The organism is Pseudomonas allokribbensis, assembly GCF_014863605.1.
GTDB classification, from domain to species: Bacteria; Pseudomonadota; Gammaproteobacteria; order Pseudomonadales; family Pseudomonadaceae; genus Aquipseudomonas; species Aquipseudomonas allokribbensis.
Map to the genome: position 1 here is coordinate 2,239,843 of NZ_CP062252.1, position 24,380 is coordinate 2,264,222.

Here is a 24,380-nt window from a genome sequence, read left to right on the forward strand (position 1 = left end):
CGATTAAGAGGCCGGTGGCGAGGATCCAGAACATGATCTTCATGGACGAGGCCTCACGGTGATGCGACCGGTCTTGATCGCTGCCACCAACTTTGGCGGAAGTTTTGAAACGGGCAGTTCGCGTGGAATGCCGGCGCCAATCACAGCCAAACTTCGCTCAATTTCAGCGAGCTGTTCATCAATCAGCGATTTAACCGGTGCCGTACTCATGCCGTCTCCTTGCGCTGCTGACAGACGTCGCGCAGCCGCTTGCAGTAGTGATTGAACTCGTCGATGGTGATGGCGCCGTCAGTGAAGAGTCGGGTGATCAGCTCCTGTACGAGCAAGCCTGTCTCTTCATGGGCGAAGGGAGCGGTCACACCATCAAGTGCTTTGTCGATCAGAATGTGCGGGCTCAAAAGCCGCACTCCTGCTCGACGCGATCGCTTTCGCGCTTTGCATCGCGGTAATCGTTGGCGTGCACCGCGACTAAGTCGCTAGCCAGCGCACGAACGAACTGCGGATCACCCCCGACGGCTTCAACGGCCCATGTGTGCAAGATCCCACCGTCGTTACGCTTAATCAGCTCGATCAGGATCTTCTCGATGCACCGATCCGGGTCTGGACTCGCGGCCATGTGGTCAGCCAGCGCTTCAGGCAAGTGGTCAGCATTGACCAGGACCTTGCTTCGGCCCACCGGATTCGGCGCTTCGACATGGCGCCGGCAAAGCAGATCGTCGACCGACTCGGCCAGCCATTCCTGACCAGCCTCCGTATCAAGAAAGTCGTCTTCTGGGATGAGCTTGCGTAGAGCTGACATGGTCGTCTCCAAGGTGGCGGGGTGTTGATCCAACAAAACTCGGATGCACTCATCCACTCCGCTGGTTGCCGTTGGGCGCGGAGGGGAGTGCATTCGGGTGGTGTCGGGGAGCTGAGAGAGAGCGCCGCGTCGAGCTTGAACCTCCTCAGATGGGAAGGATCAAACGGGAACAAGGTCGGGCTTCGCTTGGCCGGAGGTACTCAAATGAAACGTACAACCGTTTGGATCGTTGCGTTGTCAGCAGCATTGCTACTCGGTGGATGCTGGCCTTATTGGCATGACGGTGGTCACGGGCGTGATCATGGGCGTTACTACGGTGGTGACCGCGGAGGCCAGGAGTACCATCGGTATTGATCAGCGAATGGGGCTAGTGCTTCGCTCTTTGCCACATCGGGGTGTGATCTGCGTGACGCTTGCCTGACATTGCTCTCACGCAGCCAGACGGTACTCAGATCACACCCCGATGCGCTCTCATAGAGAGGATCAGGCAGTTAACGACAGGCTGTCGTGGCGCTGGTTGTTCAGACGGCGCGTTCCAGCTCGCAGCACTCTTCGTAATGCGCCATTGCAATCGGCATGTGGAAGCTGTCCAGCGGCCATTTGCTGACATTGCAGCCTTGTCCGGCCGGGCAATGGAAGACGAACAGCTCACCTTCGTCCTTATCCATTTCCATGCTCACCTGTGCACCGCTGGTGAAGGTGTCCTTGATGATCGTGGTCATGCTGAGTTTCTCCGGATGTTTTCCCAATGCACCCGTCACCAGGTGCATCAGTGAAAAATTCCGCGTCCCTTCGGCGCTACCGGCGCGGTACGGGCTCATTCAAATTGTTCCTCCAGCCGCGGGCCTTTCGGCTTGTTCTCCCGCTGGATAACTGCTTTCGACGTTTTACGCTGCACGCCCGGGTCAGTTGCCAACCCTTTGAACCGTTGAGGCCGGTTCATCGCTGCCTTCGAATCTGGGCCGGTGGTGATCCGGCAAGGTGAAGCGGTGGAACTAAAGAGCGGCGCGGCTTTCGCTGCTGGGCCGTTGTTGTCTGGCTTGCGAATAAAAGTAGCAGCGCTGCTATTTAAAGTAAATAGCGCTGCTAATAATAATTTCTATGGCCGTAAAAAAGCCCGCACCTGGCGGGCTTAGGAAAAATGGGGTTCAGTCGAGAATTGGTGGGTATTTCCCGCTTACGGAATCCCGGTAAATGATTTCGATGAAGAGCCTAGGCTCATTCCGCAGAAGCGCTAAGGCTTGTTTGGCTTTGTCTTTTGTTTCAAAAGGGCCGGCGCAAATTGCGACACCAATCATTGGAACAACTGGTAGTCCAAGCGCTTTGATCGCCTCGATGGTGTTTACCTGCTCTGCACCTGTGGCTGTGCGCCACCATTGTCGAGCGGAACGGGTAGTGCGCCCCGGGCTACGGAATCGGATAAGGGAAGAACTGCGCAGTCTTTGAAAACTACCTCAGAACGAGGTCGCGATCGCCTGAGCCAGTTGATTGTCAGTCATGTGTGGAGGAGGGGAGGGCGCATGGTAGTGCCGAACTGCCTGCTCAAATTGAGCACCACGTATCTCGCCATCTGAACCGATGAAGGCAAGCGCATCGGCTTTCGCAGGTTTGAAGTTTTTTGTAGCTAGCTCAGAAAGACCGGTGGTTCCTGAAAGGAGAAAGGTCGGAGCCATCGTGATCATCATCATCGAGTTCTGATACGAGCCCTTGTCCTCCGCAAGAGTTTGAGTGCTGATCGTTCCCAAGCAAATGATGACCAGGGCTTTCCACGAGTCCATTCCCAACTGCTTCCTTACTGGCTGGTTGTGATGGCGCAACGATAGCAGATGAGGGAGAGGACAGAAACAAGAAGCCCGGCGCTAGGCCGGGCTTCGTTACCAGGGAAGCGTGGTAAGAGTGTATCTAGGCCGGCCGTTGCCAACCGTTCTAGCTCTTAATTGAACAGTGAACGACTTGTTTAGATGCATATTGATAACAGCTGGATTTTCCACAGAGGCGGCAATCCTTCCATGAATAATCGAACCTTCTTGAGTTTTGAATTCAAACCGTCTTTCGGCAGGAAATGCACCCAAAAAATCGCCAGTAAACTCAACGTCTTTTTCTACAATATTCTCGATGCTTAGGCGGGATCTGCTAATTCGGACTTGATCCACGCTGGTGAATGTGAACAAGTGATCCCGCGTTGCCATAGAGCAATACGCTTCGTATGCAATCAGCTTATCGAGGTAATCCGAGATCATTGCAAGCGCACGGGTGCCTAGCCTGGACGCGGGCTCAGAAAGCTCTTCATCGCTTTTTGTCGATGCCTCAAGCAGTTCGGCCACTAGCTCAAACGCCTGCGAAACCGAGGTCGTCCCCTCAAGCGGTAATTGGGCCTCGAGGGAGGGGGCCTCTTCGAATTCAAATCCGAATGAGCCAATAGCCGTTCCAGTTATCAGGATTTGATTCTGGGCTTTGTTCGGTATAGGTCCAAAATCATTCAGCACCCCACCTATTGATGCTGCGACCGCGGCAATGGCCTCCGAAAATTTCGCAGTAGCGATTGCTCCGAATTCCGCCACGACACCGTGCACGCCCCATACAGGGGCACCTTTATAAGTTACAACTGCTTTTGCAGGAGAAAAGGCGCCTCGGCCGGGATCCTGAAGGCGAGACTCTACCTGCTCTTTTCTTGAGTTTATTGATAATTGTGCGAGTCTGCTAAGACCCGGCTTGCGCGACATGCGATCCAAGAAATTGATTTCAGCCTGCGCATGGGTGAATTCAGTTCTGTTCATTCTGGACCTCCCGCTTGCGATTCTCCAAAAGGTGCCTAGCATCGGCGTCATGGTCAGGTTCAAGCCTTACGCTTAAAAAGCCCTTCCATTGCTGCGACCTTCTGTGAGACCACATACTGTACCAGTATGCTGACATCTCGACTAAATATTCCGCAGGTTCGGAAAGCGGAAGCAGATAAAAGTCAACCTTGTAAGTCGCTTTGATCCATCGGTTGTCGGTCAATGTCTTGATATCCGCTGGCTGTAATGCTGCCTCGACACCGGGAAGAATATCCGCAAAAGTCACCACGTCCATGTCATTTGGCGCCCTTCCTTCGAGCAGCTCCACATGCTCCATGAAGCTTCCATTCAACCATTGGAAGCCCGAATTCACGCCCATACGGTGAAGCTCAGCCCTATGAGAGAGAAAACCTTCGAGTATGTCGCATCTCTCAATCGTAGTAGAAAATCGCTCAACAACCTGTTCGACAGTGACTGGATAAGGTGCGCGCTCCAAGGCTGTCGGGTCATTCTCATCGATAGGGGGGATTATTCCCTGATGGTTCCATTGCGGGATCAACACTTACCTCCTTGTGTCGCGGTCGAAAAGCCAAAGCTTCGAGCATTGCTATACGCGAGATCGCTCTGCCTTCACTCGAGCCAACAAATTTCCTCAATTATCCAATAACCATTCAACGATCAATTTATAGGTATTGTTCGCAGTGGTTGGCAAGAGGGACGACGTAATGTCAATTTATGACAAATACGTAGCTGGCGTTATCTAGAGTACATCGCCCACCAGAACACATGTCCCAGGATCGAGATCTGCTGCTCCTGGATCTGCTGGAACGTATAGTCCTCGTCTGGATGCTCGTCACGGTTGAAGCTGCGCAGGCGAATCCCGATCGGGATCCGGTAGACCTGTTTCACGCGAAGCTGACCGTTGTGATTGATGGCGTACATCTCGCCGTCGACGATATCGCTCAGTGAGTTTTTCCCCACATTCACGCCAACCGTGGCGCCGTCGCGCAGCACGGGCACCATGCTGTTTCCGCCGACTTTCACGCATTTCGCGTTGCTGAACTGAACGCCATTGTGGCGCAAGTCCTTTTTGTTGAAGCGCAGGCGTGAGTTGGTGCTTTCCTCAATCGCAAACCTGCCGGATCCGGCCGCCAACTCGACTTCGTGAAGAAAGGGGACGTAGACCTCATCGTCATCGAGCGGGGTGTCATCATCCCACGTCTCGATACTGCCTAATTTGACGCTGGGTTGGATGCGTTCTTGCTGCACGTTGGCGACGGTGGAAATCAGCCGGGGGCTGACCTCGCTCGCGTCGAAATTCAAAGCCTTTGCGAGCTTCAGCAGCGCTTCTACGTTCAGCGGCACCTTGCCGGTTGCGTATTGACTGAAAGCACTCTGGCCAGACCAGCCACAAGCCTCGGCAACATCCGCCTGCGTCAGGCTACGCCCGGCAGCTTTTGCAGCGGATTTCCGCTGTTCGTAGATGGCCTTGAGCCTGGTGCTCTCGGCGACTTCTTCGGGGGTGAGGGGGCGGCGTATTTTCATAAGGACAAGAGTATTAGCAGAGCTGATATTCAAGCAAACAGCGCTGCTAGTATTTTGTTGCTGATAAAAAGCAGCGCTGCTACTATCCATGGCAGATATCAAGCCGTGGAAATTCCATGAAAAAGATCCCTTTGAGCAAATACCTAGAAGAGCACGGCACTCAAGCCGCGCTTGCTGCTGCTCTCGGCGTGAACCAGAGCGCGATCTCGCAAATGGTTCGAGCCGGCAGAAGCATCGAAATCACCCTTTATGACGACGGGCGTATTGAGGCGAATGAGATTCGCCCGATCCCAGCGCGCCCCAAGCGCACAGCAGCCTGAGGCATTCATCGCTAGCTGCCTGAACAAATGATCGCCCAGGCAATGGCAGGGCGCCACGGAAACAAATTTGAGGTTTTACGAATGGAAGATTTTCTGCGGGCCTGCCAGAGCGCTGTGCTGGACAACGAAGCCAAGACCCTCGCTGCAAAGATGGGCGTTCCGCATGTTGGCCTGCTTCAGCGTGCCAATCCGGACAACGACGCACACCACCTGACCGTGGAGCATTTGTTCGGGATTCTGCTGCACACCAGCGACATGCGTCCTCTGGCGGCACTCGCGAGCGAATTTGGGTTCGACCTCGTTGCAAAAGCTGCGCCGGAGCCACAAGCGCTGACCAAATCACTTATCAACGTCGGCAAGGAGGTCGCCGATCTGACCATTGCGGTGCACCAAGCGCTGGATGACAACCACGTCAGCGCTTTCGAAAAAAACTTGATCCGTCAGGAAATCAACCACGTCAGGCAGAGCCTCGATGTGATGGATGCTTCAGTGAAGGCCGCCTGATGTTTTCGCATGCGAAATGTTTACCAGGCCGCCCGAGCCAAGAGATCGGGAATTTTCCAGATTTGAATCAGTGAATCGCCAGATTTGGATCACTGCTTTCCCACTATTAGAGGGAGGCTGAATAAACCTAGGCACAAAAAAGCCGACGGTCGAGGTCGGCTGATTCGTTAACACTTTCTGAGGTCTGATTATGCAGAACCAGCCAAATTCCAGCAATACTCCTTACAGTGTCGCGACACGTTTTTCGAATTCTGAAAACGTGTCGCGCACCACCATGTCGTCTCGCGAGATCGCCGATCTGGTCGCATCACGCCATGACAGCGTGAAGCGCGCCATCGAGCGCCTCCAAGAAAAAGGCGTTGTGAGCTTTTCACCGTCGGTGGAAACCTCCCACGTAGGGTCTGGCGCGCGCCCGGTTGAGGTGTATCTCGTAAACAAGCGCGACAGCTTCGTTGTCGTTGCTCAGCTCAGCCCAGAGTTCACCGCTGCACTGGTTGACCGCTGGCAGGAGCTGGAAGGGCAGATCGCCCAGCCTCGCGAACTCTCCCGCATGGATCTGATCCAGATCGCCTTCGAGGCCGAGCAGCAGCGCCTGCAACTGACCATCCAGGTCGAAGCCCAGGCCTCGAAGATCCACTCCATGGAAAACCTTTTCAAGGAGGGGATGACCCACACCCAATTCTGCAAGGGCCTCAATGGGGTCAACGTCATGCAGGTGGGCAAATACCTTGAAGGTCGCAGCTGGCTCTACAACGAGAGTAAATCCGGCCTGCGCTTCCGTGTGGCGTCCTACGCCCGCGACAAGTACATGACCGAGCACCAGAACGAAGTCACCCCACATGGAAAAGAACCGTTCATTGCCTTCACGCCGGTCCTGCTCAAGAAAGGCGCCGTGCGCCTCTACGACCTGTACCTGGCTGGCGAGCTGCCCATGAAGAAGAACTGGGACGGCCTGTTCACTCACGACAAAGCACTGAGGGCCGCGTAATGGCCGGGGACTGGATCAAATTTGAACTCAGCACCATGGATAAGCCAGAGGTTTGCCAGATCGCGGAGTGGGCCAACATCGACCCTGATGCGGTAGTCGGCAAACTGATGCGTGTATGGGGTTGGTTCGATCAGCAAACCGAAACAGGTAACGCACCAAGCGTTACCAAAAAGTTACTCGACCGTCTCGTTGGTGTTAGCGACTTCTGCGAATACATGAAGCTGGTCGACTGGATGGTTGAGGTTGACGGCCTTATCAGCCTGCCTCATTTCGAGCGCCACAACGGCAAGACCGCCAAAAACAGGGCTTTGACTGCTCGCCGAGTTGCAGAACACAAATCTGGTAACGCAAAAGGTAACGCTGCTAGCGTTAGCGGTGCGTTACCTAGAGAAGAGAAGAATAAAGAACCTCTCTCTGCGCACGAGGTTGTCGATCCTCGCATGCCCAGTGAAATGACCCTCGACTGGCATCCTGATCAAAAGCTCCTCAAGACCTATTCGGTGCACTCAGGCGTAGCACCGAACCTGTTCACCGAAGAAGCTCGATGCGCGTTCACCGCTCACTACGAACCTCGCGGTCAGGTGAATACCCAGGCCGAATGGGTGCAGATGCTGGTGAAGTGGGTGCTGAATGACCGCAATCGCGCGGCGGCCTCGAATGTGAAGCCATTCCCGACTCGACCAAGTGCTGAGCCTGACTTCGATAGCACCGAGTGGGCCCGCGACCTTGTGGTGAGCCCATGAAACCGGTCAACCAACTGATGGCGACTATGGGCAACCTGCCTCCGGCCAATCATGTCCAGCCACTGCAGGTGACTCCGCAGACGGCCGAGGTGGTGAACGACCTGTTCCGTCGCCTGCGCGGGATATTCCCAGCGTGGCGCCAGGCATGGCCCTCCACCGAAGCGCTCGACGCCGCCAAGGCCGAGTGGATCAAGGAGTTCGCCGACGCCGGCATACGCTCCCTGGAGCAGATCGAGTTCGGCATCCAGAAGTGCCGCAAGCTCAAGAAGCCTTTCGCGCCGAGCGTTGGTGAGTTCATCGCCATGTGCGTGCCCGGTCCTGAAGACTTCGGCATGCCCGCACCGGCCGATGCCTGGCTCGAAGCGTTGATGGGCACCTACAGCCATGAAGCGGTGAAGCTCGCGGCGGAAGCGACCGGACTGTTCGACCTGCGCGCGGCAAAGCAGGGAGACAAGGGGCTGCGTGCCAGGTTCGACCGTAACTACGAAGTGATCCTGCGCCGAGCCCAGGCCAACCAGCCACTGGACGGAAAGATCGCCCCCGGCATTGGCCACGACAGCCAGAAGAGCGAGTTGGAGCTGGCTGAGGAGTTTGCCAGCCAGCGCCAAGTGAGACTGCTGGCCACTCAGGGCGTACCAACCACTGGCGCCGCGGCGCGGGCGCAGCTGCTGGCCAAGTTCGGCAGGAAGAATACGGAGCAACGGACATGACCGATTTCAAAAACTTCCACCGCAGCCTCTGCGAGCGCTTCGGCTACTTCCATGACGATATCGACTGGCAGCGTGACCAGGTGTCGCTGGAAGAACACATCGCTACGCAGTTCAACCACGTCAATGCGGAGAACGCTGCGCTGCGCGGGCAGGTTGAGGCATTGCAGCGCGCTGCCGGCCAGCTCCAGGAGCAGGTCGAGGCTCTGAGCGTGAAGGTGGCGCCATGAATCCCGAATTCACGATCCGCGACCGGAGCGACATCAATCGCCTCGCTGGCGCCCTGTACGCGACCGACCTGACCAAACCCAAGGTTGTGGTGGTGCGCGACGAGAAACGCCCCGACGTCTGCAACCGCAAGATGTGGGCAATGCTCAAGGACGTTTCCAACCAGGTGATCTGGTACGGCAAGAAACTCAGCGACGAGGACTGGAAGTGCCTTTTCAGTGCCTCGCTTGAGAAGCAGCGCGCGGAGCCAGGCCTCGACGGTGGCTTCGTTGTGATGGCCGTATCGACCCGCAAGCAGTCACAGAAGTGGTTCAGCGATCTGTTCGAGCTGATGCATGCTTTCGGCGCCGAGCATGGTGTGCGCTGGACTGAGCAGGACAAATGGGGGGGAAGGTATTGATGCGAACCGCCATCAAGGAAAAGAAGGCGCCCAAGCCGAAGAAATGCCGCGTTGCTTCCTGCGGGGCCTCATTCGTCCCAGCACGCCTGGGACAGGCAGTGTGCAGTCCTGCATGCGCGCTGAAGGACGCCCCTCGGAATGAGCAGAAGGCGAAGAAGGCCATCGACCATCGCAACCGCCGCGAGATCAGGGTCCGCAAGGAGAAGCTGAAGAGCAGGGCGGATCACTTGCGCGAAGCCCAGTCAGCAGTGAACGAGTACGTCCGCCTGCGTGATGCGCACCTGCCGTGCATCAGCTGCGACTCGATGCCGAATGACAACGACCTCATGACCGGCAGCCGTTGGGACGCCGGGCATTACCGATCAGTCGGCGCCTGTCCTGAGCTTCGCTTCGAGCCGCTGAACATCCATCGCCAGTGCGTGAAATGCAACCGAAATCTGTCCGGTAACGCGGTCGAATACCGCATCCGGCTGGTGCTGCGCATCGGAGCCGAAACCGTGGCATGGCTTGAAGGGCCTCATGAGCCCCGAAAGTACACCGTCGAAGAAATCAAAATTATCAAAGCCGAATATCGGGCCAAGACCCGCGAACTGAAGAAGGGGCACGCAGCATGATCTACCACAACGTAATTTCGGCGGTCGTTCGTGCTTTGGCCGCCGAGACCATCAACAGCGCTGGTGGCTGCGACTTCGAGCCAAAGGTGCAGACCAGCAAGCTCAAGGGCGAGATCACCGGCAAGGACGCAGCGCTGCTGATCGACTGCATGGTTCACAAGGTGCTTCATGCCCAGCTCTCGCCGCGACACTGGAACGCACTGACAGCGAAGTACAGCACTCACAAAGGGCGCAAGGTCGAGTCGATCGGCCGGCTGATCGCCGTGCTGGTCAGCCCTGCGCCGATGCTGTTCACGCAGAAGGCTGTCACCGCGTGGGCGATTCCGCAGGTGAAGGGTGTTCGGCGAGAGGCGGTGAAAGCTCCTTTGCCTGATCGCCGAGACGACGAGGAGAAGTGGGGCTGGCGCAACGACGCTGCGCAGTTGGCTGTGGCCCGGGCAAACCAGCACTCACAGCAGAAAGCCGAGACGCGATCGAGCGACATGATCGTCCTGGCCGACTCGAACTACGACATGAACACCTGGGACAATCAGGGACTGACCGAGCGGACTTACCGCCGCTGGAATCAGGCGATCAAGGGGGCGCTGGAGAAGCTGGTGGATGAGGCTCTGGTAGAGGCTCAGTCACTTCTGGAAGAGGCTGAGGTGCTGGCCAGCGAAGCGGCCTGAAAAGATTTCCTCAAAAAGGCTTGCAATTGATGTCCGCATGTCCGATTATTTCCCCATCCTGTCATTCCTGCGTGTGTAGGAGTGAAACAAAAAGCCCGGCCAATGAGTCGGGCTTTTTTGTGCCCGCCAGAATGCAAAAAGCCCCGACATGATCGGGGCTTTTTCGTTAGCGCGGAGAAAAGAGAGGGCGACTCTAGAGGGTGCGCTAACACCCAATAGAGACGCCAGATCGCAGATAGTGCCTGCAAGCCAGCCAAGGCCCTCACTGCTCGCGCGAGCGGGGCGGAGCCTAGCAGAAAACCAAATGGACTTGCAGATGTTAAAAGAATGCAGATGCGGAAAATGCAACAGACTTCTCGCCCGGGTGGGTGAGTTTACCGAGCTCCAGATCAAATGTTCCCGATGCGGGACGTTGAATCATGAGAAGGCCACGAGCCTCGAGCGATCGCCTTTGAGCGACATGAAAGCGGAATCCTCCGCGACAAATCATTCGACTTAAAAGGTAAAAAAATGGAAGCAGTAACTGTTGGTGCAAAATTCTTCAGCTCGGACACCTATGGTGTTGAAGCGATCATCAAGCCGGCTGACAACGTGGCGGGCGCCGTGATTCGTACGGCATCGGTTAGTGGCACTGGTCTTTCCGGCCTGATCACTGGGACCGTGGCTCCGAAGCATGGCTCTGACTATGCCGGCAAACCTATCCTGATGACTCTGGGTAGCGGCTCTCAGAACCTCTCGTACCCGATCCAACTGCCGCCTGGCTATGGCCTGTGGATCACTGCAAACAGCTCTGCCCCGAGTCGCGCTTGCGTGACTTACGATCTGCTGTCGTAAGGAATAAGGGAGGCTGTTCGTAGCCCCTTTTCAGGATCAAAAATCAAGAAGGCCAAGAGCCTCTCCCAATCGCCTGTGAGCGACATGAACGCGGATCTCCGCAATTAATCATTCGACTCAATAGGTGAACATTATGGCTGGACGTACACGTACTCCGTTTCAACGAAGCGGTACTTCGATTCTCCCTGCTTATCAAACAATGTCTCCGGGACAGTTCCTGCTTTCGCCAAACGGCCGGTTCAAGTTGCTGCTGCAACCCGACGGCAACCTCGCGTTGCAGGACAATGGCGCAGTGGTTTGGATCGCCAACGAAACTACCCCTTACACTTCCACCGTTCCATTGCGATATCAGGTGCCGGTGCAGCTGTATGTCCAATTTGGCGCGTTCCTCGATGATCCGCTCCGCGGGCGTACCTGGCTGACCAACAACTCTGGCTTCACTAGTGAAGATCAGTGGAACCGCACTCATATGGCGTTGCAGAACGACGGCAACATCGTTCTGGTCGACTCTCTGCCGATCTGGAATGGCACTCCATCCCTTCCGCTTGATCCAGGTGGTGGTGCGTATCTGTTCGGCGGTACAACCGAACTGGCGATGGGTGTTCCGTACTTTGCCGGTGACGGCGCCTTGATCTTCCAAGGGGACGGCAACGTCGTGAACTACGGCCCTAACTGGAGCGTTCGCTGGGCCAGCTACACCCAGAACAAGGGTGCGGTTCGAGCTGTATTTCAGAATGACGGTAACTTCGTTATTTACGCAGCGAATAACGTACCGATCTGGCAGTCGGGCACCGGCGGGCATCCTGGCGCCACCATGCGACTGCAGCCGAATGGCAGCCTGGCGATTGTCCAGGAAACCCCGGTTTGGGCTCGTTTTGGCTTCACGCCAACAGCGCGTCGACGGAAGGTTTACTACCCCGACAACACCAGCGCCGAGCATAACGGTACAGACCCATACCCGACCTATGGTCACATCGGTTGGGAGTTCTGATCGCTCTCCACACGAGCTGGCGGCGTAACGCCTAAGCTCGCCCCGCGTAGATAAGGCGGGAGTAGCAAAAGGGTCGTGCCTGTCTGGGCGACCCACTTACATGCGAGAAGTCTTGCACCTGTTACAAGGCCTCGACATTGATCGAGGCCTTTCTATTTCCATCATGCACACGGAGTCGAGCGCATGGATTCTCTACATCGCCTGCTCGAGCTCATCGACAGGTTCGGATTGCTGATCGCAGGATTGGTCGGCGCCGTTGTCGCCAGTTGGTGGCACAAGGACGATCTGACGGATTGGCGTGCCTGGATTGTTTTTCTGATTACGGGAGTCGCCTGCTCGATTTATTTGACGAGCATGGTCAGCGCCTACTTGGGTGTAACCGAGCCGAAGATCGTCGCAGGTATCGGCTTCCTGCTTGGGGCGTTCGGTGGTTCGCTGCTTGCAGCTATCAACCGCGCCATCAAATCCGCTGACCTCTGGGCGCTTATTCGCCAGCGGTTCGGGGGAGGCAACCCATGAACATTGAACTGATCAACACCATCGCATGCGGCTTGATTGCCTTTTGGGCGACCTGGTGTGTTCTGAGCGGTCGAGTGCGGGACGGCGTCATCGGAAAGCTGGTCTATTCGGCGATTGCCATCAGCGGCTTCGTTGTGATGAGCCGGGAGCAGACCATCTTCATGATTGGCCCGACTACCGCCGGCATCACGTTACACGTATCACTGGCACTTGCCGGTATGCGCCACATCTTCATGGTCATCTGGTGGCAGCGGGTGAAAGCCTGGCTCTGCCGGACGCTGAACTGTGAACACTGCCTACGCTGCGAGAAGGCGCCAGGCGGAATCGACCGGCGGGCCAAGTAAGGCTCGCCACTTAACTAACGCGCCGAACGATGGCGCACAGAAAGGGAATTCCCATGAACATCAACAAAACCCAGATCCACTACAACGACATCAAGCTGAACCTGTCTATCGATGACCTTAAGGATGCGCTGGTTGCCAAGTACGGCGATGCGGCTTCGCAGATTCAGGGGCAGGAAGTTGCCCTTATGAGCACCGGCTACAACCAGTTCTATCCGGAGGCGGGTTTGACCCTCAACTTTGCCCAGCCGCTGGAAGGCCATAACGGCTGATTGGCGGAAAACCGAAAGGCTATTCAGGTCGCGACACGTTTGTCGAATCGGCGAATTGTGTCGCGACACTCTCATACCGTTCCTAGAATTGTCTTTGTGGTGCAGTTGGTGAAGTCGTACTCATCCAGCGCGGTTTGCTTTTTGCCCCAAAGGTGTACTAGACCATTTGCAATTGTTTTGCTGGTTAGGACTGGAACTGTCTTCAACCCCATGTCGACTAGAGCGGTTGTTCTATGTCTGCCATCGCAGAATCGAACATGCGGATGCACGTTGTAATAGATGATGGGAAGCTCTAGCGGTTCTGCGGGAGATTTCTTCAAGAATCTCAGGCAAGCGTTGAGCTTGAACAGGTCTGGGCCATCCCAAAAATCGTCTTTGTAGTGATCCTCTGCAACCTGATTTGCCTTGCTGGCTTCAAGGATGAGGATAACTTCTTCATCAGCACTTGTAATTCCAGGTGAGATGGTATGAAGGGGTAGTCGATTTTGGTCTGTGACAGCAATCAGCATTGGTAAGTCCTTAAATAGTAAGCGTCGACATAATGAGCCGGCGTTACCAGCAGTAGTGAAGGCGTTTTTGTTGTTTTTCAAGCATTCCAAGCAATGAACTGGTTCTAACGGATACGGTTAGCGGGAATCTTCGCTAGCTAATGTCCTCTGGGGTGAGATCTACCAAGTCAAGCTGCGCTAGGGGAGAGATGCTCAGGGTTTGGCTGCTAGGCAAGCTATTACCCCTCTACCGTCGTAACATTCCGGATCGACCAAATATCCAAGTGCGGCTATTACCAAGGCAATGACGATGATGCGCTTCATAGGATTACTCGAAGTGGTGAGCTTCGAGTGAACCACGTCCAAAGATTCTTTTTTGACTCAATCTGCCCCTTTCAAGGGGGAGGGATAAATGATCCGACGACCGATCCCGCCTCCGGACCTGCTTCAGTCAGCGGCTATATCGCTGAGCCCAGCTCCTGAAGTGTGGGATTGGCTCCAGTCCGAAATCCTCGCCGATACCGGCAGCATCCACAACGAAGAGCATGCCCATCTGATTGATGCGGACATTCGTGTGATGTGGGCGTCTTCTGCGTTTACGAAGAAGGGGCGCACGGTGGTGGGCCAGGCCGAGCAGGTCGCATTCCGTGCTGGAGGTTGGCAGAAGGCCCGAATGGAACAGCAGATGATGGATTGGTTCGGCGACGTGCCGGCCTACATCATTACGCTCGCTGCCGACTACTGCGCCCAGTGTTCCGACGCTGACTTCTGTGCCCTGGTCGAACACGAGCTGTATCACATAGCCCAAGCGACCGATAAGTACGGTCAACCAGCGTTCACTCAGGAAGGCTTGCCCAAACTTGAGATGCGCGGACACGACGTGGAAGAGTTCGTCGGAGTTGTCCGACGCTACGGTGCAAGCCCGGCAGTTCAAGAGCTGGTGGACGCTGCAAACAATCCTGCCGAGGTAGGGAAAATGAACATTGCGAGGGCCTGCGGAACCTGTCTGCTCAAGTCGGCCTGACTTTGACAGCACTTTGACGGATGCCCATCTATGGCCGCACTCAGAGACGAGGTGAAAGCCTTTGTTGTACAGGCGCTGGCCTGCTTTGACACGCCATCTCAAGTGGTGGCCTCGGTCAAAGAAACCTTCGGGATCGATGTCACCCGCCAGCAGTGCGAGGCATACGACCCCACCAAATACGTCGGGCGGAGCCTGAACCAGAAGTGGAAAACGCTGTTTGAAGACACACGCGCCCGCTTCCGAGAGGAGACCGCCGAGATTCCGATCGCGAACCGCGCCTACCGCCTCCGCGCCATGAACCGGTTCGTGGAGAAGGCCGAGACGATGAAGAACATCGGCTTGGCCATGCAGATCCTGGAGCAGGCCGCGAAGGAAGTCGGCGACGTCTACGTGAACCGGCAGAAGAAGGCTGACGCCGAGGACGAACCCACGGTGCCGACTGCTGTAACTGTTCAAGTGATCAATGCGAGGAAGCCGGATGCCGAGCCTGAATGTTCCGCAGGCTGATTTCCTCCAGCTTCCGCACAAATTCCGTGGCTTCGTCGCTGGGTTCGGCTCGGGCAAGACTTGGGTTGGCTGCGCGGCGCTGTGCAAGCACGTGTGGGAATGGCCGGGAATCAACTCCGGATACTTCGCACCGACCTACCCGCAGATCCGCGACATCTTCTTCCCGACCATTGAGGAAGTGGCCTACGACTGGGGCCTGAAGGTCAAGACGAAGGAGAGCGACAAAGAGGTCGACTTCTACAGCGGCAAGCAGTACCGAAGCACCACGATCTGCCGGTCGATGGAAAAGCCGCAGACAATCGTCGGTTTCAAGATCGGCCACGCGCTGGTCGACGAGCTCGATGTGTTGCCCTCGCTGAAGGCACAGCACGCCTGGCGCAAGATCATTGCGCGGATGCGCTACAACGTCGACGGGCTGAAGAACGGCGTAGACGTGACCACGACCCCGGAAGGGTTCAAGTTCGTCTTCCAGCAGTTCGTGAAGCAAATCCGCGAGAAGCCGGCGCTGGCTGAGATGTACGGGCTGGTCCAGGCCAGCACCTTCGACAACGAGTTGAACCTACCGGACGACTACATTCCTTCGCTGATGGAGTCGTACCCCGAGCAGTTGATCCGCGCGTACCTGAATGGCCAGTTCGTCAACCTGACGTCTGGATCGATCTATCACGCCTACGACCGCAAGCTGAACCAATGCTTCGATACCGTCCAGCCCGGCGAACCACTGTTCATCGGCATGGACTTCAACGTCGGCAAGATGGCGGCGATCACCCACGTCAAACGTGACCAGGGTATGCCGCGTGCAGTGGATGAGTTGATGGATGGCTACGACACGCCGGACATGATCCGTCGCATCAAAGAGCGGTACTGGGAACACACCGGCAACGACTTCAGAAAAACCTGCGAGATCCGGATCTACCCGGACGCCTCCGGCGATTCGCGCAAGTCGGTCAATGCCAGTCTCACCGATATCGCCATGCTCAAGCAGGCAGGCTTCACGGTCATCGCGCCGGCGGCCAACCCGCCAGTGAAGGACCGCATCAACGCCATGAACGCGATGTTCTGCAACGCTCAGGGCGAGCGTCGTTACCTGGTCAACCCGTTCACCTGTCCGACATACGCCGACGGCCTGGAACAGCAGATCTGGGCGCCCAACGGCGAGCCGGACAAGAGCCAAGGCAACGACCACGCCAACGACGGCGGCGGTTACTTCATTCACCGCGAGTACCCGATCGTTAAACCGGTCACCTCAATGAAAATGGGAGTCGCCCGATGACGGACGTCACTTTTACCCGTCCCGAGTACACGGCGGCGCAGTACCGCTGGCGCTTGGTGCGCGACGTCCGCAAAGGGTCGGAAACCATCAAGGCTGCTGGCGACCGTTATCTGCCGAGGCCCAACGCTGCCGACACCAGTGAAGACAACAAGGCGCGCTATGAGGCGTACAAGAAGCGGGCAGTGTTCTACAACGCCACCGGACGTACGAAGCACAGCCTTGTCGGCGCAGTGTTCCGCACCTGGCCAACGTTGACGGTGCCTGGCGCACTTGATTACGTGGCCAGAGATGTCGACGGGCAGGGCGTGAGCGTCTACCAGCAGTCCCAGTCGGTGATCGGGCATCTGCTCGAAGTGGGCCGTCACGGGCTGCTGGTGGATTACGCAGCAGTCGTGGCCGGAACGGTCAGCAGGGCGGACGAACTCTCCGGCCGAGCCAGGGCAAACATCGCCAGCTACACCGCAGAGTCAATCATCAACTGGAAGACGCGGCAGGTCGGCGGCCAGCACTTGCTGAGCCTTGTCGTACTGCGCGAGACGGTGGATGTCGATACGAATGACGGTTTCGGCAGTGAGCAGGTTGTTCAGTACCGCGTATTGCGTCTGGATTCGACCGGGATGTACACGCAGGAGGTGTGGGAGGAGGGTTCGAGCAAGACCTCGCAGGTTGTCGCCCCGTTTACGCCGCTGAATGGGGCTGGCCGACCATGGGAGGTGATCCCGTTCCAGTTTGTTGGCAGCGAAAACAACGACACCACCATCGACGACGCTCCGCTGTACGACATGGCCGAAGTGAATATTGGTCATTACCGGAACAGCGCGGACTACGAGGAAGCTGCCTATCTGGTGGGTCAGCCTCAGCCGTGGATGGCGGGTCTCGATGAGCAGTGGCGCGATCACATGGAAAAGAATGGGATATTTCTTGGCTCCCGGGCCCCATGGATTCTTCCGGTCAACGGCACCTGTGGTGTCTGGCAGGCCCTGCCAAACACAGTCGCCAAGGAAGCCATGGACGCGAAGAAACAGGACATGGTTTCGCTCGGCGCCCGGTTGATTGAGCGAGGCAGCGCGGTGAAGACCGCCACCCAGGCCGACAACGACAGCGCCGCAGAACACAGTGTCCTGTCGCTGGTGGTCAGCAACGTCAGCGAGGCATACAGCCAGTGTCTGGAGTGGATGGCCGAGTTTGTTAATGCCCCCGGCGAGGTGGTCTACAAGCTCAACCAAGACTTTAGCCAGATCACTCTGGACGCGACGATCCTGGTCGCACTGTTCAATGCAGTTCAGGGCGGTAAGTTGCCGGAAGGTGACTTCTGGCAGTACCTGCGCGATCGCGGCGTGATCAACCCGGAGAAGACAGACGACGAAATCCGGGACGAGCTGGAGGCGCAAAGCACCGGGCCGGCCCTGGACGACACAGAGGTGATCCCGAATGGTGGCAAACCAAGCAATCCTTGATGCCACGATCCGGCACGCCGTATTTCTCGAGCAATTGAAGTCGGGGGAGGTGGCGAAGTTCGCGCCATTCCTCAAGGAGATCGACCGCTCGATCCGTGAGCGGCTGACCCGGGCCGACCTGACGGATTACACCGTCGCTCGGCTTGAGCGGCTGCTGAGCGAGGTCGACAGCCTGCTGCTGGGTATCTTCGACCGGTACAGCGAGAAGCTGAACCTCGACCTGGTGGATATCGCCAACTACGAGGCCGAGTTTGAGGCGACCAGCCTGACCCGGGCGGCGCCGGTTGGCGTTTCGTTCGACGCGGCGGTGCCTGGTGCTGCTGCGATCCGCGCTGCAATCCTCACCAACCCGCTCAGCGTGCGCGGCGCGGATGGCGGCAAGCTGCTCAAGTCGTTCATTGAAGGCTTCACCAGCACCGAGCGGCAACGCCTCACTGGCGCGATCCGGCAGGGCTTCTTCGAAGGCCAGACCAACTTCCAGATCATCAAGAACATTCGCGGCACCAAGGCGCTGAAGTACAACGACGGCATCCTGGCCACGACCAACCGCAACGCCGGTTCGATCGTTCGGACTGCGGTGCAGCACGTCGCCACCCAGGCGCGCATGGAAACGCTGAAAGCGAATTCCGATGTCGTGCCGTCGGTGGAATGGGTCAGCACGCTGGATACGAAGACGACCAGTCAGTGCCGGACGCTCGACAAACGCAGGTTCAAGCTCACCGAAGGGCCGAGGCCACCGATCCACATCAACTGCCGCTCGACAGTGGTGGCGGTGACGCGCTTCAGCGATCTGTTCGCCGAGGGCGCTACGCGATCATCCATTGGCGATGCTGGCGCGCAACAAGTGCGTGCCGACCTCAGCTATTACGACTGGCTCAAACAACAGCCGGCGGCGTTTCAGGACAAGGCCATTGGCCCGGTTCGGGCGAAGCTCTTCCGCGAAGGTGGTCTAAGCGTCGAGCGATTCGCCGAGCTGCAGCTTGATCGCAATTTTGCACCGATGACACTTACTCAGATGAAGGCAATTGAGCCCCTTGCGTTTGAACGCGCGGGGCTAACCCTTTAGCGGTAGGTTTCTTGGCTGTACCAGAAATACGTCGGGATCGGATTCTGAACCGCAGGCTTGCCGTCAAGGTAAGCGCGGCCCGCGTCCACGTTGAAGTCGAGAGCATTCACTGGGCGGTAGAAATCAAATTTCCGCTTTGTTTTTGTGAAAATGCCAGTTTTCACGAGGGCCTCAACTACAGCCGTCGTAGCCTGCATCGTGTTGCGATAGGGCGAATCCTTCGGCAGGAAGAAGCGACGGATAAGCGGATCCAGTCCGCCGGAGAACTGGCTATCAAAGCGTTCCAGGGCCTGGGTGCGAGCATTCACGGGCAAGCTATCACGATAAAGCTCAAAATTTTCCGCTCTGTCGTCGTCGGCTCCGAACGACACTGTCGCTTGGCGCAGGCAGTAATCGACTAAACGCACCAAGTCGATGTGTTCGCCATCGGCTTCGGGTAGTTCGATGTAGCGGTCGTCTTTCAGAAGGGGGGTTGGCAGTGTTTCTGCCATCGGATGGTTGGTCATAAGAACCTCGTAAAAGTGGTAAGGAAGAACGGCGAATTGAGGCCGGCCTTTCTCGTCATTGATGAACTGCACATTTTGTTTCAGGGTCATGGTTTTTCCTCTTTTTCATTTCCCAAATGAAATATATGAAATAATTGATACGCCCGCAACCTTTGTTTTTCCTATCTGCAGGCAGGGCCTGCACCGACGTCTCTGGGAGACAACCAATGCTGAAATTCCAACTGGATACCCTGGAAGGGGTAGATGAAGCCGTGCGCGCTCTTTACACCGAGAAGGACGGCAAGTTCGTACTCGGCATTGAAGGTCTACCGCAGCAAGAAGATGTATCCGGCCTGAAGGCCAAGGTTGATGAACTGCTCGGCGAGAAGAAAGCCGCCGAGAAGAAGGCGCGCGAAGCTGAAGAGTCTGCGCGGCTGGAGCGGGAAGAGCTCGCTCGCAAGTCCGGCAACGTCGAAGAGCTCGAACGTTCCTGGACTGAGAAATTCACCCGCCGTGAAGCTGAGCTGACCGGCACGCTGGAACAGGAGCGCGCAACGCTGAGCGGGCAGATCCGGGATCTGACTGTCGGCCGTACCGCTACTGATATCGCGTCTGCCCTGGCAATCCCGGGCAGCGCGGAAGCATTGCTACCTCACATTGAGCGACGTCTGAGCGTTGAACAGCGCGATGGGAAACCGGTAGTTGTGGTCCTCGATAAACAAGGAAAGCTCTCTGCATCAACGCTAGACGAACTGAAAGCCGAGTTCGCAAACAACACGGCGTTTGCACCGCTGATCGCGGGTAGCAAGGCATCGGGTGGCGGGGCCGTCGGTGCAGGAAATGGCGGCGGGGCCGCATTGAAACGTTCTGAAATGACACCAGTGGCCAAGCGTGAATACATCACCGCTCATGGCCAAGACGCGTACCTGAAATTGCCCAAATAATGGAGTAACCCATGGCGACTACCGTCAACTCGGACATGATCGTTTACAACGACCTTGCCCAAACCGCCTACCTGGAGCGCATCCAGGATGTAATGGATATTTTTAATGGTTCGTCGAATGGCGCCATCATCCTCGACAACGAACTGATCGAAGGTGACCTCCGTAAGCGCTCCTTTTACAAACTCGGTGGCTCGATTGCACACCGCGATGTGAACTCGGTCGCTGCTGTCGCTGGCCAGAAAATCGGCTCCGGCGAAATGGTCGGCGTGAAGGTGCCGTTCAAATACGGTCCTTACGAAACCACCGAGGAGGCATTCAAGCGCCGCGCTCGCTCGCCGGAAGAGTTTTCTGAGCTGGTGGGCCAGGATTATGCCGATGCGGTACTCGAGGGTTACATCCAATACGCCATGGCTGCGCTGAAGGCTTCCATCGGTGCCAATGCCAACATGGTTGCCAAGGCTAGTTTCGCCACCGACGGCAAGAAGGCGCTGACCAAGGGGATGCGCAAATTCGGTGACCGTTTCGGTCGCATCGCTCTTTGGACCATGGATTCGGCAACTTACTTCGACATGGTTGATCAGGCGATCACCGAAAAGGTGTACGAAGAGGCAGGAGTGGTCATCTACGGTGGTCAGCCAGGCACCATGGGCAAACCGGTTTTGGTGTCCGATACCATTCCAACTGAAACCATCTTCGGGTTGCAGGCGGGGGCGGTGAAAATCACCGAGTCCCAGGCGCCAGGCTTCCGCTCCTACAACATCGACAATCAGGAAAACTTGGCGATGGGGTTTCGGGCTGAAGGCACGTTCAACATGGATCTTCTCGGCTACAGCTGGAAAGACTCTACTGGTGGCGTCAACCCGAACTTGGCAGCAATCGGAGCTGGTGCCAACTGGTCCAAGTACGCGAACAGTGACAAGGCAACCGCTGGCGTTTTGATCGACCTTTCCGCGCCGTAATCGGCTCATCCACTGCGGGCACCCTGTACTGGGTGCCCTGGAGGTTTCATGGAACTCATTTATTCCGCGCAAACGGCAGGCTTCGATCCGGAAAAACGGTACCGAAATCCAACACACTTTGACCGGCCCGAGGCGGGTGTGACCCATGCGGTTGTGATCGGCGACTGGCCGAAGGTGGTCGATGCCTATGAGACCCTGGGCGTCGAGGTTTCGGTGACGATGCCTTTGATCAGCCAGCGTGTTGATTCGGGCTGCGCCGACGCCATTGCCAGCCTGGAACAGGACAACGACACCCTCCGCGCTGAGCTTGACGGCATCCTTCGACTGATCGAAGCCGCCGAGGGGCAATCGGACTTGGAACATCCGGGCGCGGGCGAACTGCCGATCCGCCTGTTTGGTGCGCTGAAAGCCATCCATGAGGGTTTCGAAACCCTTGCGGGTGAACGTGACAACTTGGCGGGCGAGGTTGAATCTCTCCGCGCTGAAGTCGAACGCCTGAAGGAGGCAGCGGAACCGGTCGATAATGCCGAGAAGATCGCAAACCTCAAAGCCCAACTCGACGCCGCCAACGTGACGTATCGGGCGAATGCTTCGGTAGAATCGCTGGAAAAGGCAGTTGCTGATCTGCAGCAGGCGTAACAATCCGGGTGCCCGGTAACGTGGCATCCGACCCAGAACACCACAGCGAGCTGATTCATGACTCTCATCATTGAGGACGGTACCGGCAGGCCTGACGCCGAAAGCTATGCATCCGCCGAAGACTTGGCCATGTACGCCGTGAAGTTCGGCGTGGTCATTCCGGCGGAAGTACCTGCACAGGAAGCGCTGCTGCGTCGTGCCGCACTGGCGATGGATGGCATGACGTGGAAAGGGCGGAAGACCAACAGCGAGCAGGCTCTGTCCTGGCCGCGCCGGGGCGTGGAGTTGGATCGCGAAATCAAGCCTGACAACTACCTCCCAGCGCGGATCCAGTACGGCCAGATGGCGCTGGCTGCGGAGATCCATCAGGACGATATTGATCCGCCGGAAAAGCGCAGAGGCGCGGTAACGCTGGAACGAGTCGAAGGCGCAGTGACACGCGAGTACGCGACGATCCCGAACACCAGTGGACGATTGTTGCCGGCGGCGCCTGACCGGCCGAGCGCAACTCAGTTTGCTGACTATCTGCAGAGACGTGGTTTGTTCGCTGTCCGTGCTTGAACTACTTTTAATCCTCCATTGATAGGAGGTGAGTATGCAGCAGGAAGAAAAAGCCGCGTGGGATCAATACTACGCGGCAGCGGTTATCGCGGTCGCATCAATTCCTCAGGAAAAGACGGGATCGCCACTGGATAGCTTGAATAGCACTCCAATGTCTATCGCGAACAGAGCTGCGACGCTCGCGGACCTGATGTTTGAGCAGCGCAAAAAGCGATAGCAGTAACCACTAACCCTCTCGGAGCCACCATGGCCTTCTACGACGAAATGGCCGTGATGGCTCTGGAGATGATTACAGAGTTCGGCCAGCCGGTGACCATCCGCGCGACAACTGTCGGCGAGTACGACCCGGAAACCGGTTCGGCACCGCCCGACACCACCAAAGAGCAGACCGCCCAAGGCATCCTGCTCGACTTCACCGGTCAGGAGTTCCAGAACAACAGCCTCATCAAGCAGGGCGACAAGAAACTCAAAATCGCCGCGAAGGGGATGGAGTGGGTGCCGGACTTGCTGAACAAGGTGATCATTCAGGGGCGCACCTGGTCCATCGTGCCGCCTTTGAAAGAAGTGAATCCGGCCGGTACACCGATCCTGTATGAATTGCAGGTGCGGTCATGAGTCGCGCGGGCGCCGGCCAGTCCGGTAGCTTTGCACTGAGCCTCGCCGAATTCGCTGCCCACGCCACGGAAGCCATAGACGCCAGTCTTCGAGAGATCGTCATTGAACTCGGCAACAGCGTCATCCGTATGTCGCCGGTGGGCAACCCTGAAATCTGGGCGGCGAATGTCGCTCACCGCCAAGCGAATAGCAGGGCGGCTGATGATTACGACTTCAAGGTCAGCGTTCGCAACACACTCATTAATCTCGACGAATCGAACTTCACGAAGGCTGGCAAACTCCGGCGCGGCGTGAAGTACGCCAAGCCGCTGACCAAGGCTGAGCGTGACCAGAACTTCAACGTGAACGGCCTTGTTTCTGGCAAGGGCTACGTCGGAGGCCGGTTCCGTGGCAACTGGATGTTCAGCATCGGATCACCGGACAGCACCACGACTGACGAAGTCGACCCGAGCGGTGCCAAATCAACGGCACGGATCGTTGCCGGCGCGATCGAGTTCAAGGCGGGCGATACCTGTTACATCACCAACAGTCTCGGATATGCGATCCCGCTGGAGTTTGGGCATTCGACCCAGGCACCGGGCGGCATGGTCCGCATCACTGTGGCCCGCTTTCAGCAGATCGTGCTGGAAGCCATCAGGAACAACCGAGTATGAGCCACAACATCATTGCCTCGATCTACGAGGCAAGGCTGATCACATGGGCGAACGTGTTGCCGGTACCGCTGAAGGTTGTCGTCGAGAACGAGGCTTACACGCCTGTTGCCGACGCTACGTACCTGAGGGCTTACACGCTACCCGCAGATACCGCGAGCAACACGCTGGCGGGTGACCACAAGCTGTACACCGGCGTGTTTCAAGTCAGCATCGTGACGCCATCGGGCAAGTTTCGTGGCGCGGCCGGGGCGCTGGCTGACCAGATCGCGGCCCTGTTCCCGCTGTACGAGCGAAACACGAAGAGCGCGCTGACCGTGGTGACCATGACGCCGGTTGATCAGGGACCAGGTATTCCGGACGACACAACTTTCACCGTGCCGGTTTCGTTCCAGTACCGGGCCGATACCATTTAAAACCGCCCATTGGGCAACCCCGAAACCCGCCATTGAGCGGGTTTTG

38 protein-coding genes are annotated in these 24,380 nt (G+C 57.1%); 28 read left to right on the plus strand and 10 right to left on the minus strand.

From position 1 onward, the window contains the following. Positions 1 to 39: 39 nt before the first annotated feature. The 8 genes from IF199_RS10190 to IF199_RS10225 all read right to left on the minus strand — a co-directional run bounded on the left by IF199_RS10190 (position 40) and on the right by IF199_RS10225 (position 5,121). Entirely contained in the window at positions 40 to 210 is a 171-nt protein-coding gene (locus IF199_RS10190) for a hypothetical protein (RefSeq protein ID WP_192560257.1), read from the minus strand. Next, positions 207 to 398: a hypothetical protein gene (locus IF199_RS10195; RefSeq protein ID WP_102687704.1), complete on the minus strand. Its 192-nt coding sequence runs from the start codon at positions 396 to 398 to the stop codon at positions 207 to 209. Before IF199_RS10195 ends, IF199_RS10190 begins: the two co-directional genes overlap by 4 nt. Next, positions 395 to 799, minus strand: coding sequence for a hypothetical protein (locus IF199_RS10200; protein WP_192560258.1), 405 nt, complete (start codon positions 797 to 799; stop codon positions 395 to 397). The genes IF199_RS10195 and IF199_RS10200 overlap by 4 nt, the downstream gene beginning before the upstream one ends. Before the next feature lie 521 nt (positions 800 to 1,320). Further along, a complete protein-coding gene (locus tag IF199_RS10205; RefSeq protein ID WP_192560924.1) occupies positions 1,321 to 1,521 on the minus strand; it encodes a hypothetical protein in 201 nt (66 codons plus the stop codon). A gap of 732 nt (positions 1,522 to 2,253) precedes the next feature. Further along, on the minus strand, positions 2,254 to 2,577 hold the full coding sequence (locus IF199_RS10210) for a DUF2388 domain-containing protein (protein ID WP_192560259.1): 324 nt from the start codon (positions 2,575 to 2,577) through the stop codon (positions 2,254 to 2,256). Positions 2,578 to 2,673: 96 nt separating this feature from the next. Then, positions 2,674 to 3,576 (minus strand): hypothetical protein, encoded by a 903-nt coding sequence (locus tag IF199_RS10215; RefSeq protein ID WP_192560260.1) that lies wholly within the window; start codon positions 3,574 to 3,576, stop codon positions 2,674 to 2,676. Then, a complete protein-coding gene (locus IF199_RS10220) occupies positions 3,563 to 4,138 on the minus strand; it encodes a DUF6932 family protein (RefSeq protein WP_244142451.1) in 576 nt (191 codons plus the stop codon). The genes IF199_RS10215 and IF199_RS10220 overlap by 14 nt, the downstream gene beginning before the upstream one ends. Positions 4,139 to 4,332: 194 nt before the next feature. Continuing rightward, on the minus strand, positions 4,333 to 5,121 hold the full coding sequence (locus IF199_RS10225) for a LexA family transcriptional regulator (protein ID WP_192560926.1): 789 nt from the start codon (positions 5,119 to 5,121) through the stop codon (positions 4,333 to 4,335). 116 nt (positions 5,122 to 5,237) lie between these two features. On the opposite strand from IF199_RS10225, the gene IF199_RS10230 reads away from it, so the two are divergent. From IF199_RS10230 to IF199_RS10300, 15 genes are all read left to right on the plus strand, one after another. Then, positions 5,238 to 5,441, plus strand: coding sequence for a Cro/CI family transcriptional regulator (locus IF199_RS10230; protein WP_025110113.1), 204 nt, complete (start codon positions 5,238 to 5,240; stop codon positions 5,439 to 5,441). Positions 5,442 to 5,522: 81 nt separating this feature from the next. Next, entirely contained in the window at positions 5,523 to 5,945 is a 423-nt protein-coding gene (locus IF199_RS10235) for a phage regulatory CII family protein (protein ID WP_192560927.1), read from the plus strand. Positions 5,946 to 6,135: 190 nt separating this feature from the next. Then, positions 6,136 to 6,933, plus strand: a complete 798-nt coding sequence (locus IF199_RS10240; RefSeq protein ID WP_192560261.1) for a Rha family transcriptional regulator — start codon at positions 6,136 to 6,138, stop codon at positions 6,931 to 6,933. Then, positions 6,933 to 7,676 carry a DnaT-like ssDNA-binding domain-containing protein gene (locus tag IF199_RS10245; RefSeq protein WP_192560262.1) on the plus strand — a complete coding sequence of 248 codons (744 nt, stop codon included), beginning with the start codon at positions 6,933 to 6,935 and terminating at the stop codon, positions 7,674 to 7,676. Before IF199_RS10240 ends, IF199_RS10245 begins: the two co-directional genes overlap by 1 nt. Beyond that, positions 7,673 to 8,386 (plus strand): replication protein P, encoded by a 714-nt coding sequence (locus IF199_RS10250; RefSeq protein ID WP_192560263.1) that lies wholly within the window; start codon positions 7,673 to 7,675, stop codon positions 8,384 to 8,386. Before IF199_RS10245 ends, IF199_RS10250 begins: the two co-directional genes overlap by 4 nt. After that, positions 8,383 to 8,613, plus strand: a complete 231-nt coding sequence (locus IF199_RS10255; protein WP_192560264.1) for a hypothetical protein — start codon at positions 8,383 to 8,385, stop codon at positions 8,611 to 8,613. The genes IF199_RS10250 and IF199_RS10255 overlap by 4 nt, the downstream gene beginning before the upstream one ends. Next, a complete protein-coding gene (locus IF199_RS10260) occupies positions 8,610 to 9,011 on the plus strand; it encodes a recombination protein NinB (protein WP_192560265.1) in 402 nt (133 codons plus the stop codon). The genes IF199_RS10255 and IF199_RS10260 overlap by 4 nt, the downstream gene beginning before the upstream one ends. Beyond that, positions 9,011 to 9,625 carry a recombination protein NinG gene (locus IF199_RS10265; RefSeq protein ID WP_192560266.1) on the plus strand — a complete coding sequence of 205 codons (615 nt, stop codon included), beginning with the start codon at positions 9,011 to 9,013 and terminating at the stop codon, positions 9,623 to 9,625. The genes IF199_RS10260 and IF199_RS10265 overlap by 1 nt, the downstream gene beginning before the upstream one ends. Then, entirely contained in the window at positions 9,622 to 10,293 is a 672-nt protein-coding gene (locus tag IF199_RS10270; protein WP_192560267.1) for a hypothetical protein, read from the plus strand. Before IF199_RS10265 ends, IF199_RS10270 begins: the two co-directional genes overlap by 4 nt. A 316-nt stretch (positions 10,294 to 10,609) precedes the next feature. Next, entirely contained in the window at positions 10,610 to 10,792 is a 183-nt protein-coding gene (locus IF199_RS10275) for a Com family DNA-binding transcriptional regulator (protein ID WP_192560928.1), read from the plus strand. Positions 10,793 to 10,803: 11 nt separating this feature from the next. Next, a complete protein-coding gene (locus IF199_RS10280) occupies positions 10,804 to 11,127 on the plus strand; it encodes a hypothetical protein (protein ID WP_192560268.1) in 324 nt (107 codons plus the stop codon). Between the two features lie 133 nt (positions 11,128 to 11,260). Continuing rightward, complete coding sequence (locus IF199_RS10285) at positions 11,261 to 12,118, plus strand: putidacin L1 family lectin-like bacteriocin (RefSeq protein ID WP_025110103.1); 858 nt, start codon at positions 11,261 to 11,263, stop codon at positions 12,116 to 12,118. Between the two features lie 183 nt (positions 12,119 to 12,301). Then, the gene (locus IF199_RS10290; protein WP_192560269.1) at positions 12,302 to 12,637 is read left to right on the plus strand and encodes an MFS transporter; all 336 of its coding nucleotides are present in this window, start codon (positions 12,302 to 12,304) and stop codon (positions 12,635 to 12,637) included. After that, the gene (locus tag IF199_RS10295) at positions 12,634 to 12,981 is read left to right on the plus strand and encodes a hypothetical protein (protein ID WP_192560270.1); all 348 of its coding nucleotides are present in this window, start codon (positions 12,634 to 12,636) and stop codon (positions 12,979 to 12,981) included. Before IF199_RS10290 ends, IF199_RS10295 begins: the two co-directional genes overlap by 4 nt. A gap of 53 nt (positions 12,982 to 13,034) precedes the next feature. Beyond that, positions 13,035 to 13,250: a hypothetical protein gene (locus IF199_RS10300; protein ID WP_192560271.1), complete on the plus strand. Its 216-nt coding sequence runs from the start codon at positions 13,035 to 13,037 to the stop codon at positions 13,248 to 13,250. Positions 13,251 to 13,321: 71 nt separating this feature from the next. Here IF199_RS10300 and IF199_RS10305 read toward each other — a convergent pair whose 3' ends face one another. Beyond that, entirely contained in the window at positions 13,322 to 13,759 is a 438-nt protein-coding gene (locus IF199_RS10305) for a hypothetical protein (RefSeq protein ID WP_192560272.1), read from the minus strand. A gap of 394 nt (positions 13,760 to 14,153) precedes the next feature. On the opposite strand from IF199_RS10305, the gene IF199_RS10310 reads away from it, so the two are divergent. Genes IF199_RS10310 through IF199_RS10330 form a run of 5 tightly spaced genes read left to right on the plus strand, consistent with a single transcriptional unit; the run spans position 14,154 to position 19,065 of the window. Further along, entirely contained in the window at positions 14,154 to 14,762 is a 609-nt protein-coding gene (locus IF199_RS10310; protein ID WP_192560929.1) for a putative metallopeptidase, read from the plus strand. Between the two features lie 30 nt (positions 14,763 to 14,792). After that, the gene (locus IF199_RS10315) at positions 14,793 to 15,269 is read left to right on the plus strand and encodes a DUF2280 domain-containing protein (RefSeq protein ID WP_192560273.1); all 477 of its coding nucleotides are present in this window, start codon (positions 14,793 to 14,795) and stop codon (positions 15,267 to 15,269) included. Next, positions 15,241 to 16,542 (plus strand): terminase large subunit domain-containing protein, encoded by a 1,302-nt coding sequence (locus IF199_RS10320; protein WP_192560274.1) that lies wholly within the window; start codon positions 15,241 to 15,243, stop codon positions 16,540 to 16,542. The genes IF199_RS10315 and IF199_RS10320 overlap by 29 nt, the downstream gene beginning before the upstream one ends. Further along, on the plus strand, positions 16,539 to 17,999 hold the full coding sequence (locus tag IF199_RS10325) for a DUF4055 domain-containing protein (RefSeq protein WP_192560275.1): 1,461 nt from the start codon (positions 16,539 to 16,541) through the stop codon (positions 17,997 to 17,999). The genes IF199_RS10320 and IF199_RS10325 overlap by 4 nt, the downstream gene beginning before the upstream one ends. Continuing rightward, the gene (locus tag IF199_RS10330; protein ID WP_192560276.1) at positions 17,974 to 19,065 is read left to right on the plus strand and encodes a minor capsid protein; all 1,092 of its coding nucleotides are present in this window, start codon (positions 17,974 to 17,976) and stop codon (positions 19,063 to 19,065) included. The genes IF199_RS10325 and IF199_RS10330 overlap by 26 nt, the downstream gene beginning before the upstream one ends. On the opposite strand, the gene IF199_RS10335 is transcribed toward IF199_RS10330, so the two are convergent. Further along, positions 19,062 to 19,661, minus strand: a complete 600-nt coding sequence (locus IF199_RS10335; RefSeq protein WP_192560277.1) for a hypothetical protein — start codon at positions 19,659 to 19,661, stop codon at positions 19,062 to 19,064. The two genes, IF199_RS10330 and IF199_RS10335, sit on opposite strands and share 4 nt — an antisense overlap. Before the next feature lie 116 nt (positions 19,662 to 19,777). On the opposite strand from IF199_RS10335, the gene IF199_RS10340 reads away from it, so the two are divergent. From IF199_RS10340 to IF199_RS10375, 8 genes are read left to right on the plus strand one after another with little or no spacing between them, the layout of a single operon-like run. Next, the gene (locus IF199_RS10340) at positions 19,778 to 20,494 is read left to right on the plus strand and encodes a hypothetical protein (RefSeq protein WP_192560278.1); all 717 of its coding nucleotides are present in this window, start codon (positions 19,778 to 19,780) and stop codon (positions 20,492 to 20,494) included. A gap of 11 nt (positions 20,495 to 20,505) precedes the next feature. Further along, entirely contained in the window at positions 20,506 to 21,453 is a 948-nt protein-coding gene (locus tag IF199_RS10345; protein ID WP_192560279.1) for a major capsid protein, read from the plus strand. Positions 21,454 to 21,501: 48 nt separating this feature from the next. Beyond that, entirely contained in the window at positions 21,502 to 22,092 is a 591-nt protein-coding gene (locus tag IF199_RS10350) for a hypothetical protein (protein WP_192560280.1), read from the plus strand. Between the two features lie 57 nt (positions 22,093 to 22,149). Beyond that, positions 22,150 to 22,653 (plus strand): DnaT-like ssDNA-binding protein, encoded by a 504-nt coding sequence (locus IF199_RS10355; protein ID WP_192560281.1) that lies wholly within the window; start codon positions 22,150 to 22,152, stop codon positions 22,651 to 22,653. 34 nt (positions 22,654 to 22,687) lie between these two features. After that, on the plus strand, positions 22,688 to 22,870 hold the full coding sequence (locus tag IF199_RS10360; protein ID WP_192560282.1) for a hypothetical protein: 183 nt from the start codon (positions 22,688 to 22,690) through the stop codon (positions 22,868 to 22,870). A 29-nt stretch (positions 22,871 to 22,899) separates the two neighbouring features. After that, positions 22,900 to 23,268 (plus strand): hypothetical protein, encoded by a 369-nt coding sequence (locus IF199_RS10365; protein WP_192560283.1) that lies wholly within the window; start codon positions 22,900 to 22,902, stop codon positions 23,266 to 23,268. Continuing rightward, positions 23,265 to 23,921: a hypothetical protein gene (locus IF199_RS10370; RefSeq protein ID WP_192560284.1), complete on the plus strand. Its 657-nt coding sequence runs from the start codon at positions 23,265 to 23,267 to the stop codon at positions 23,919 to 23,921. Before IF199_RS10365 ends, IF199_RS10370 begins: the two co-directional genes overlap by 4 nt. Continuing rightward, positions 23,918 to 24,334, plus strand: coding sequence for a phage tail terminator-like protein (locus tag IF199_RS10375; protein ID WP_192560285.1), 417 nt, complete (start codon positions 23,918 to 23,920; stop codon positions 24,332 to 24,334). Before IF199_RS10370 ends, IF199_RS10375 begins: the two co-directional genes overlap by 4 nt. Positions 24,335 to 24,380 lie beyond the last annotated feature (46 nt).

What these genes read in the sequence shown, in the direction of transcription:
- IF199_RS10190 (WP_192560257.1), bottom strand. Translation starts at nt 210, where the DNA reads ATGAGTACGGCACCGGTTAAATCGCTGATTGATGAACAGCTCGCTGAA.
- IF199_RS10200 (WP_192560258.1), bottom strand. Translation starts at nt 799, where the DNA reads ATGTCAGCTCTACGCAAGCTCATCCCAGAAGACGACTTTCTTGATACG.
- IF199_RS10205 (WP_192560924.1), bottom strand. Translation starts at nt 1,521, where the DNA reads ATGACCACGATCATCAAGGACACCTTCACCAGCGGTGCACAGGTGAGC.
- IF199_RS10210 (WP_192560259.1), bottom strand. Translation starts at nt 2,577, where the DNA reads ATGGACTCGTGGAAAGCCCTGGTCATCATTTGCTTGGGAACGATCAGC.
- IF199_RS10215 (WP_192560260.1), bottom strand. Translation starts at nt 3,576, where the DNA reads ATGAACAGAACTGAATTCACCCATGCGCAGGCTGAAATCAATTTCTTG.
- IF199_RS10225 (WP_192560926.1), bottom strand. Translation starts at nt 5,121, where the DNA reads ATGAAAATACGCCGCCCCCTCACCCCCGAAGAAGTCGCCGAGAGCACC.
- IF199_RS10230 (WP_025110113.1), top strand. Translation starts at nt 5,238, where the DNA reads ATGAAAAAGATCCCTTTGAGCAAATACCTAGAAGAGCACGGCACTCAA.
- IF199_RS10235 (WP_192560927.1), top strand. Translation starts at nt 5,523, where the DNA reads ATGGAAGATTTTCTGCGGGCCTGCCAGAGCGCTGTGCTGGACAACGAA.
- IF199_RS10240 (WP_192560261.1), top strand. Translation starts at nt 6,136, where the DNA reads ATGCAGAACCAGCCAAATTCCAGCAATACTCCTTACAGTGTCGCGACA.
- IF199_RS10245 (WP_192560262.1), top strand. Translation starts at nt 6,933, where the DNA reads ATGGCCGGGGACTGGATCAAATTTGAACTCAGCACCATGGATAAGCCA.
- IF199_RS10250 (WP_192560263.1), top strand. Translation starts at nt 7,673, where the DNA reads ATGAAACCGGTCAACCAACTGATGGCGACTATGGGCAACCTGCCTCCG.
- IF199_RS10255 (WP_192560264.1), top strand. Translation starts at nt 8,383, where the DNA reads ATGACCGATTTCAAAAACTTCCACCGCAGCCTCTGCGAGCGCTTCGGC.
- IF199_RS10260 (WP_192560265.1), top strand. Translation starts at nt 8,610, where the DNA reads ATGAATCCCGAATTCACGATCCGCGACCGGAGCGACATCAATCGCCTC.
- IF199_RS10265 (WP_192560266.1), top strand. Translation starts at nt 9,011, where the DNA reads ATGCGAACCGCCATCAAGGAAAAGAAGGCGCCCAAGCCGAAGAAATGC.
- IF199_RS10270 (WP_192560267.1), top strand. Translation starts at nt 9,622, where the DNA reads ATGATCTACCACAACGTAATTTCGGCGGTCGTTCGTGCTTTGGCCGCC.
- IF199_RS10275 (WP_192560928.1), top strand. Translation starts at nt 10,610, where the DNA reads ATGTTAAAAGAATGCAGATGCGGAAAATGCAACAGACTTCTCGCCCGG.
- IF199_RS10280 (WP_192560268.1), top strand. Translation starts at nt 10,804, where the DNA reads ATGGAAGCAGTAACTGTTGGTGCAAAATTCTTCAGCTCGGACACCTAT.
- IF199_RS10285 (WP_025110103.1), top strand. Translation starts at nt 11,261, where the DNA reads ATGGCTGGACGTACACGTACTCCGTTTCAACGAAGCGGTACTTCGATT.
- IF199_RS10290 (WP_192560269.1), top strand. Translation starts at nt 12,302, where the DNA reads ATGGATTCTCTACATCGCCTGCTCGAGCTCATCGACAGGTTCGGATTG.
- IF199_RS10295 (WP_192560270.1), top strand. Translation starts at nt 12,634, where the DNA reads ATGAACATTGAACTGATCAACACCATCGCATGCGGCTTGATTGCCTTT.
- IF199_RS10300 (WP_192560271.1), top strand. Translation starts at nt 13,035, where the DNA reads ATGAACATCAACAAAACCCAGATCCACTACAACGACATCAAGCTGAAC.
- IF199_RS10305 (WP_192560272.1), bottom strand. Translation starts at nt 13,759, where the DNA reads ATGCTGATTGCTGTCACAGACCAAAATCGACTACCCCTTCATACCATC.
- IF199_RS10315 (WP_192560273.1), top strand. Translation starts at nt 14,793, where the DNA reads ATGGCCGCACTCAGAGACGAGGTGAAAGCCTTTGTTGTACAGGCGCTG.
- IF199_RS10320 (WP_192560274.1), top strand. Translation starts at nt 15,241, where the DNA reads ATGCCGAGCCTGAATGTTCCGCAGGCTGATTTCCTCCAGCTTCCGCAC.
- IF199_RS10325 (WP_192560275.1), top strand. Translation starts at nt 16,539, where the DNA reads ATGACGGACGTCACTTTTACCCGTCCCGAGTACACGGCGGCGCAGTAC.
- IF199_RS10330 (WP_192560276.1), top strand. Translation starts at nt 17,974, where the DNA reads ATGGTGGCAAACCAAGCAATCCTTGATGCCACGATCCGGCACGCCGTA.
- IF199_RS10335 (WP_192560277.1), bottom strand. Translation starts at nt 19,661, where the DNA reads ATGACCCTGAAACAAAATGTGCAGTTCATCAATGACGAGAAAGGCCGG.
- IF199_RS10340 (WP_192560278.1), top strand. Translation starts at nt 19,778, where the DNA reads ATGCTGAAATTCCAACTGGATACCCTGGAAGGGGTAGATGAAGCCGTG.
- IF199_RS10345 (WP_192560279.1), top strand. Translation starts at nt 20,506, where the DNA reads ATGGCGACTACCGTCAACTCGGACATGATCGTTTACAACGACCTTGCC.
- IF199_RS10350 (WP_192560280.1), top strand. Translation starts at nt 21,502, where the DNA reads ATGGAACTCATTTATTCCGCGCAAACGGCAGGCTTCGATCCGGAAAAA.
- IF199_RS10355 (WP_192560281.1), top strand. Translation starts at nt 22,150, where the DNA reads ATGACTCTCATCATTGAGGACGGTACCGGCAGGCCTGACGCCGAAAGC.
- IF199_RS10360 (WP_192560282.1), top strand. Translation starts at nt 22,688, where the DNA reads ATGCAGCAGGAAGAAAAAGCCGCGTGGGATCAATACTACGCGGCAGCG.
- IF199_RS10365 (WP_192560283.1), top strand. Translation starts at nt 22,900, where the DNA reads ATGGCCTTCTACGACGAAATGGCCGTGATGGCTCTGGAGATGATTACA.
- IF199_RS10370 (WP_192560284.1), top strand. Translation starts at nt 23,265, where the DNA reads ATGAGTCGCGCGGGCGCCGGCCAGTCCGGTAGCTTTGCACTGAGCCTC.
- IF199_RS10375 (WP_192560285.1), top strand. Translation starts at nt 23,918, where the DNA reads ATGAGCCACAACATCATTGCCTCGATCTACGAGGCAAGGCTGATCACA.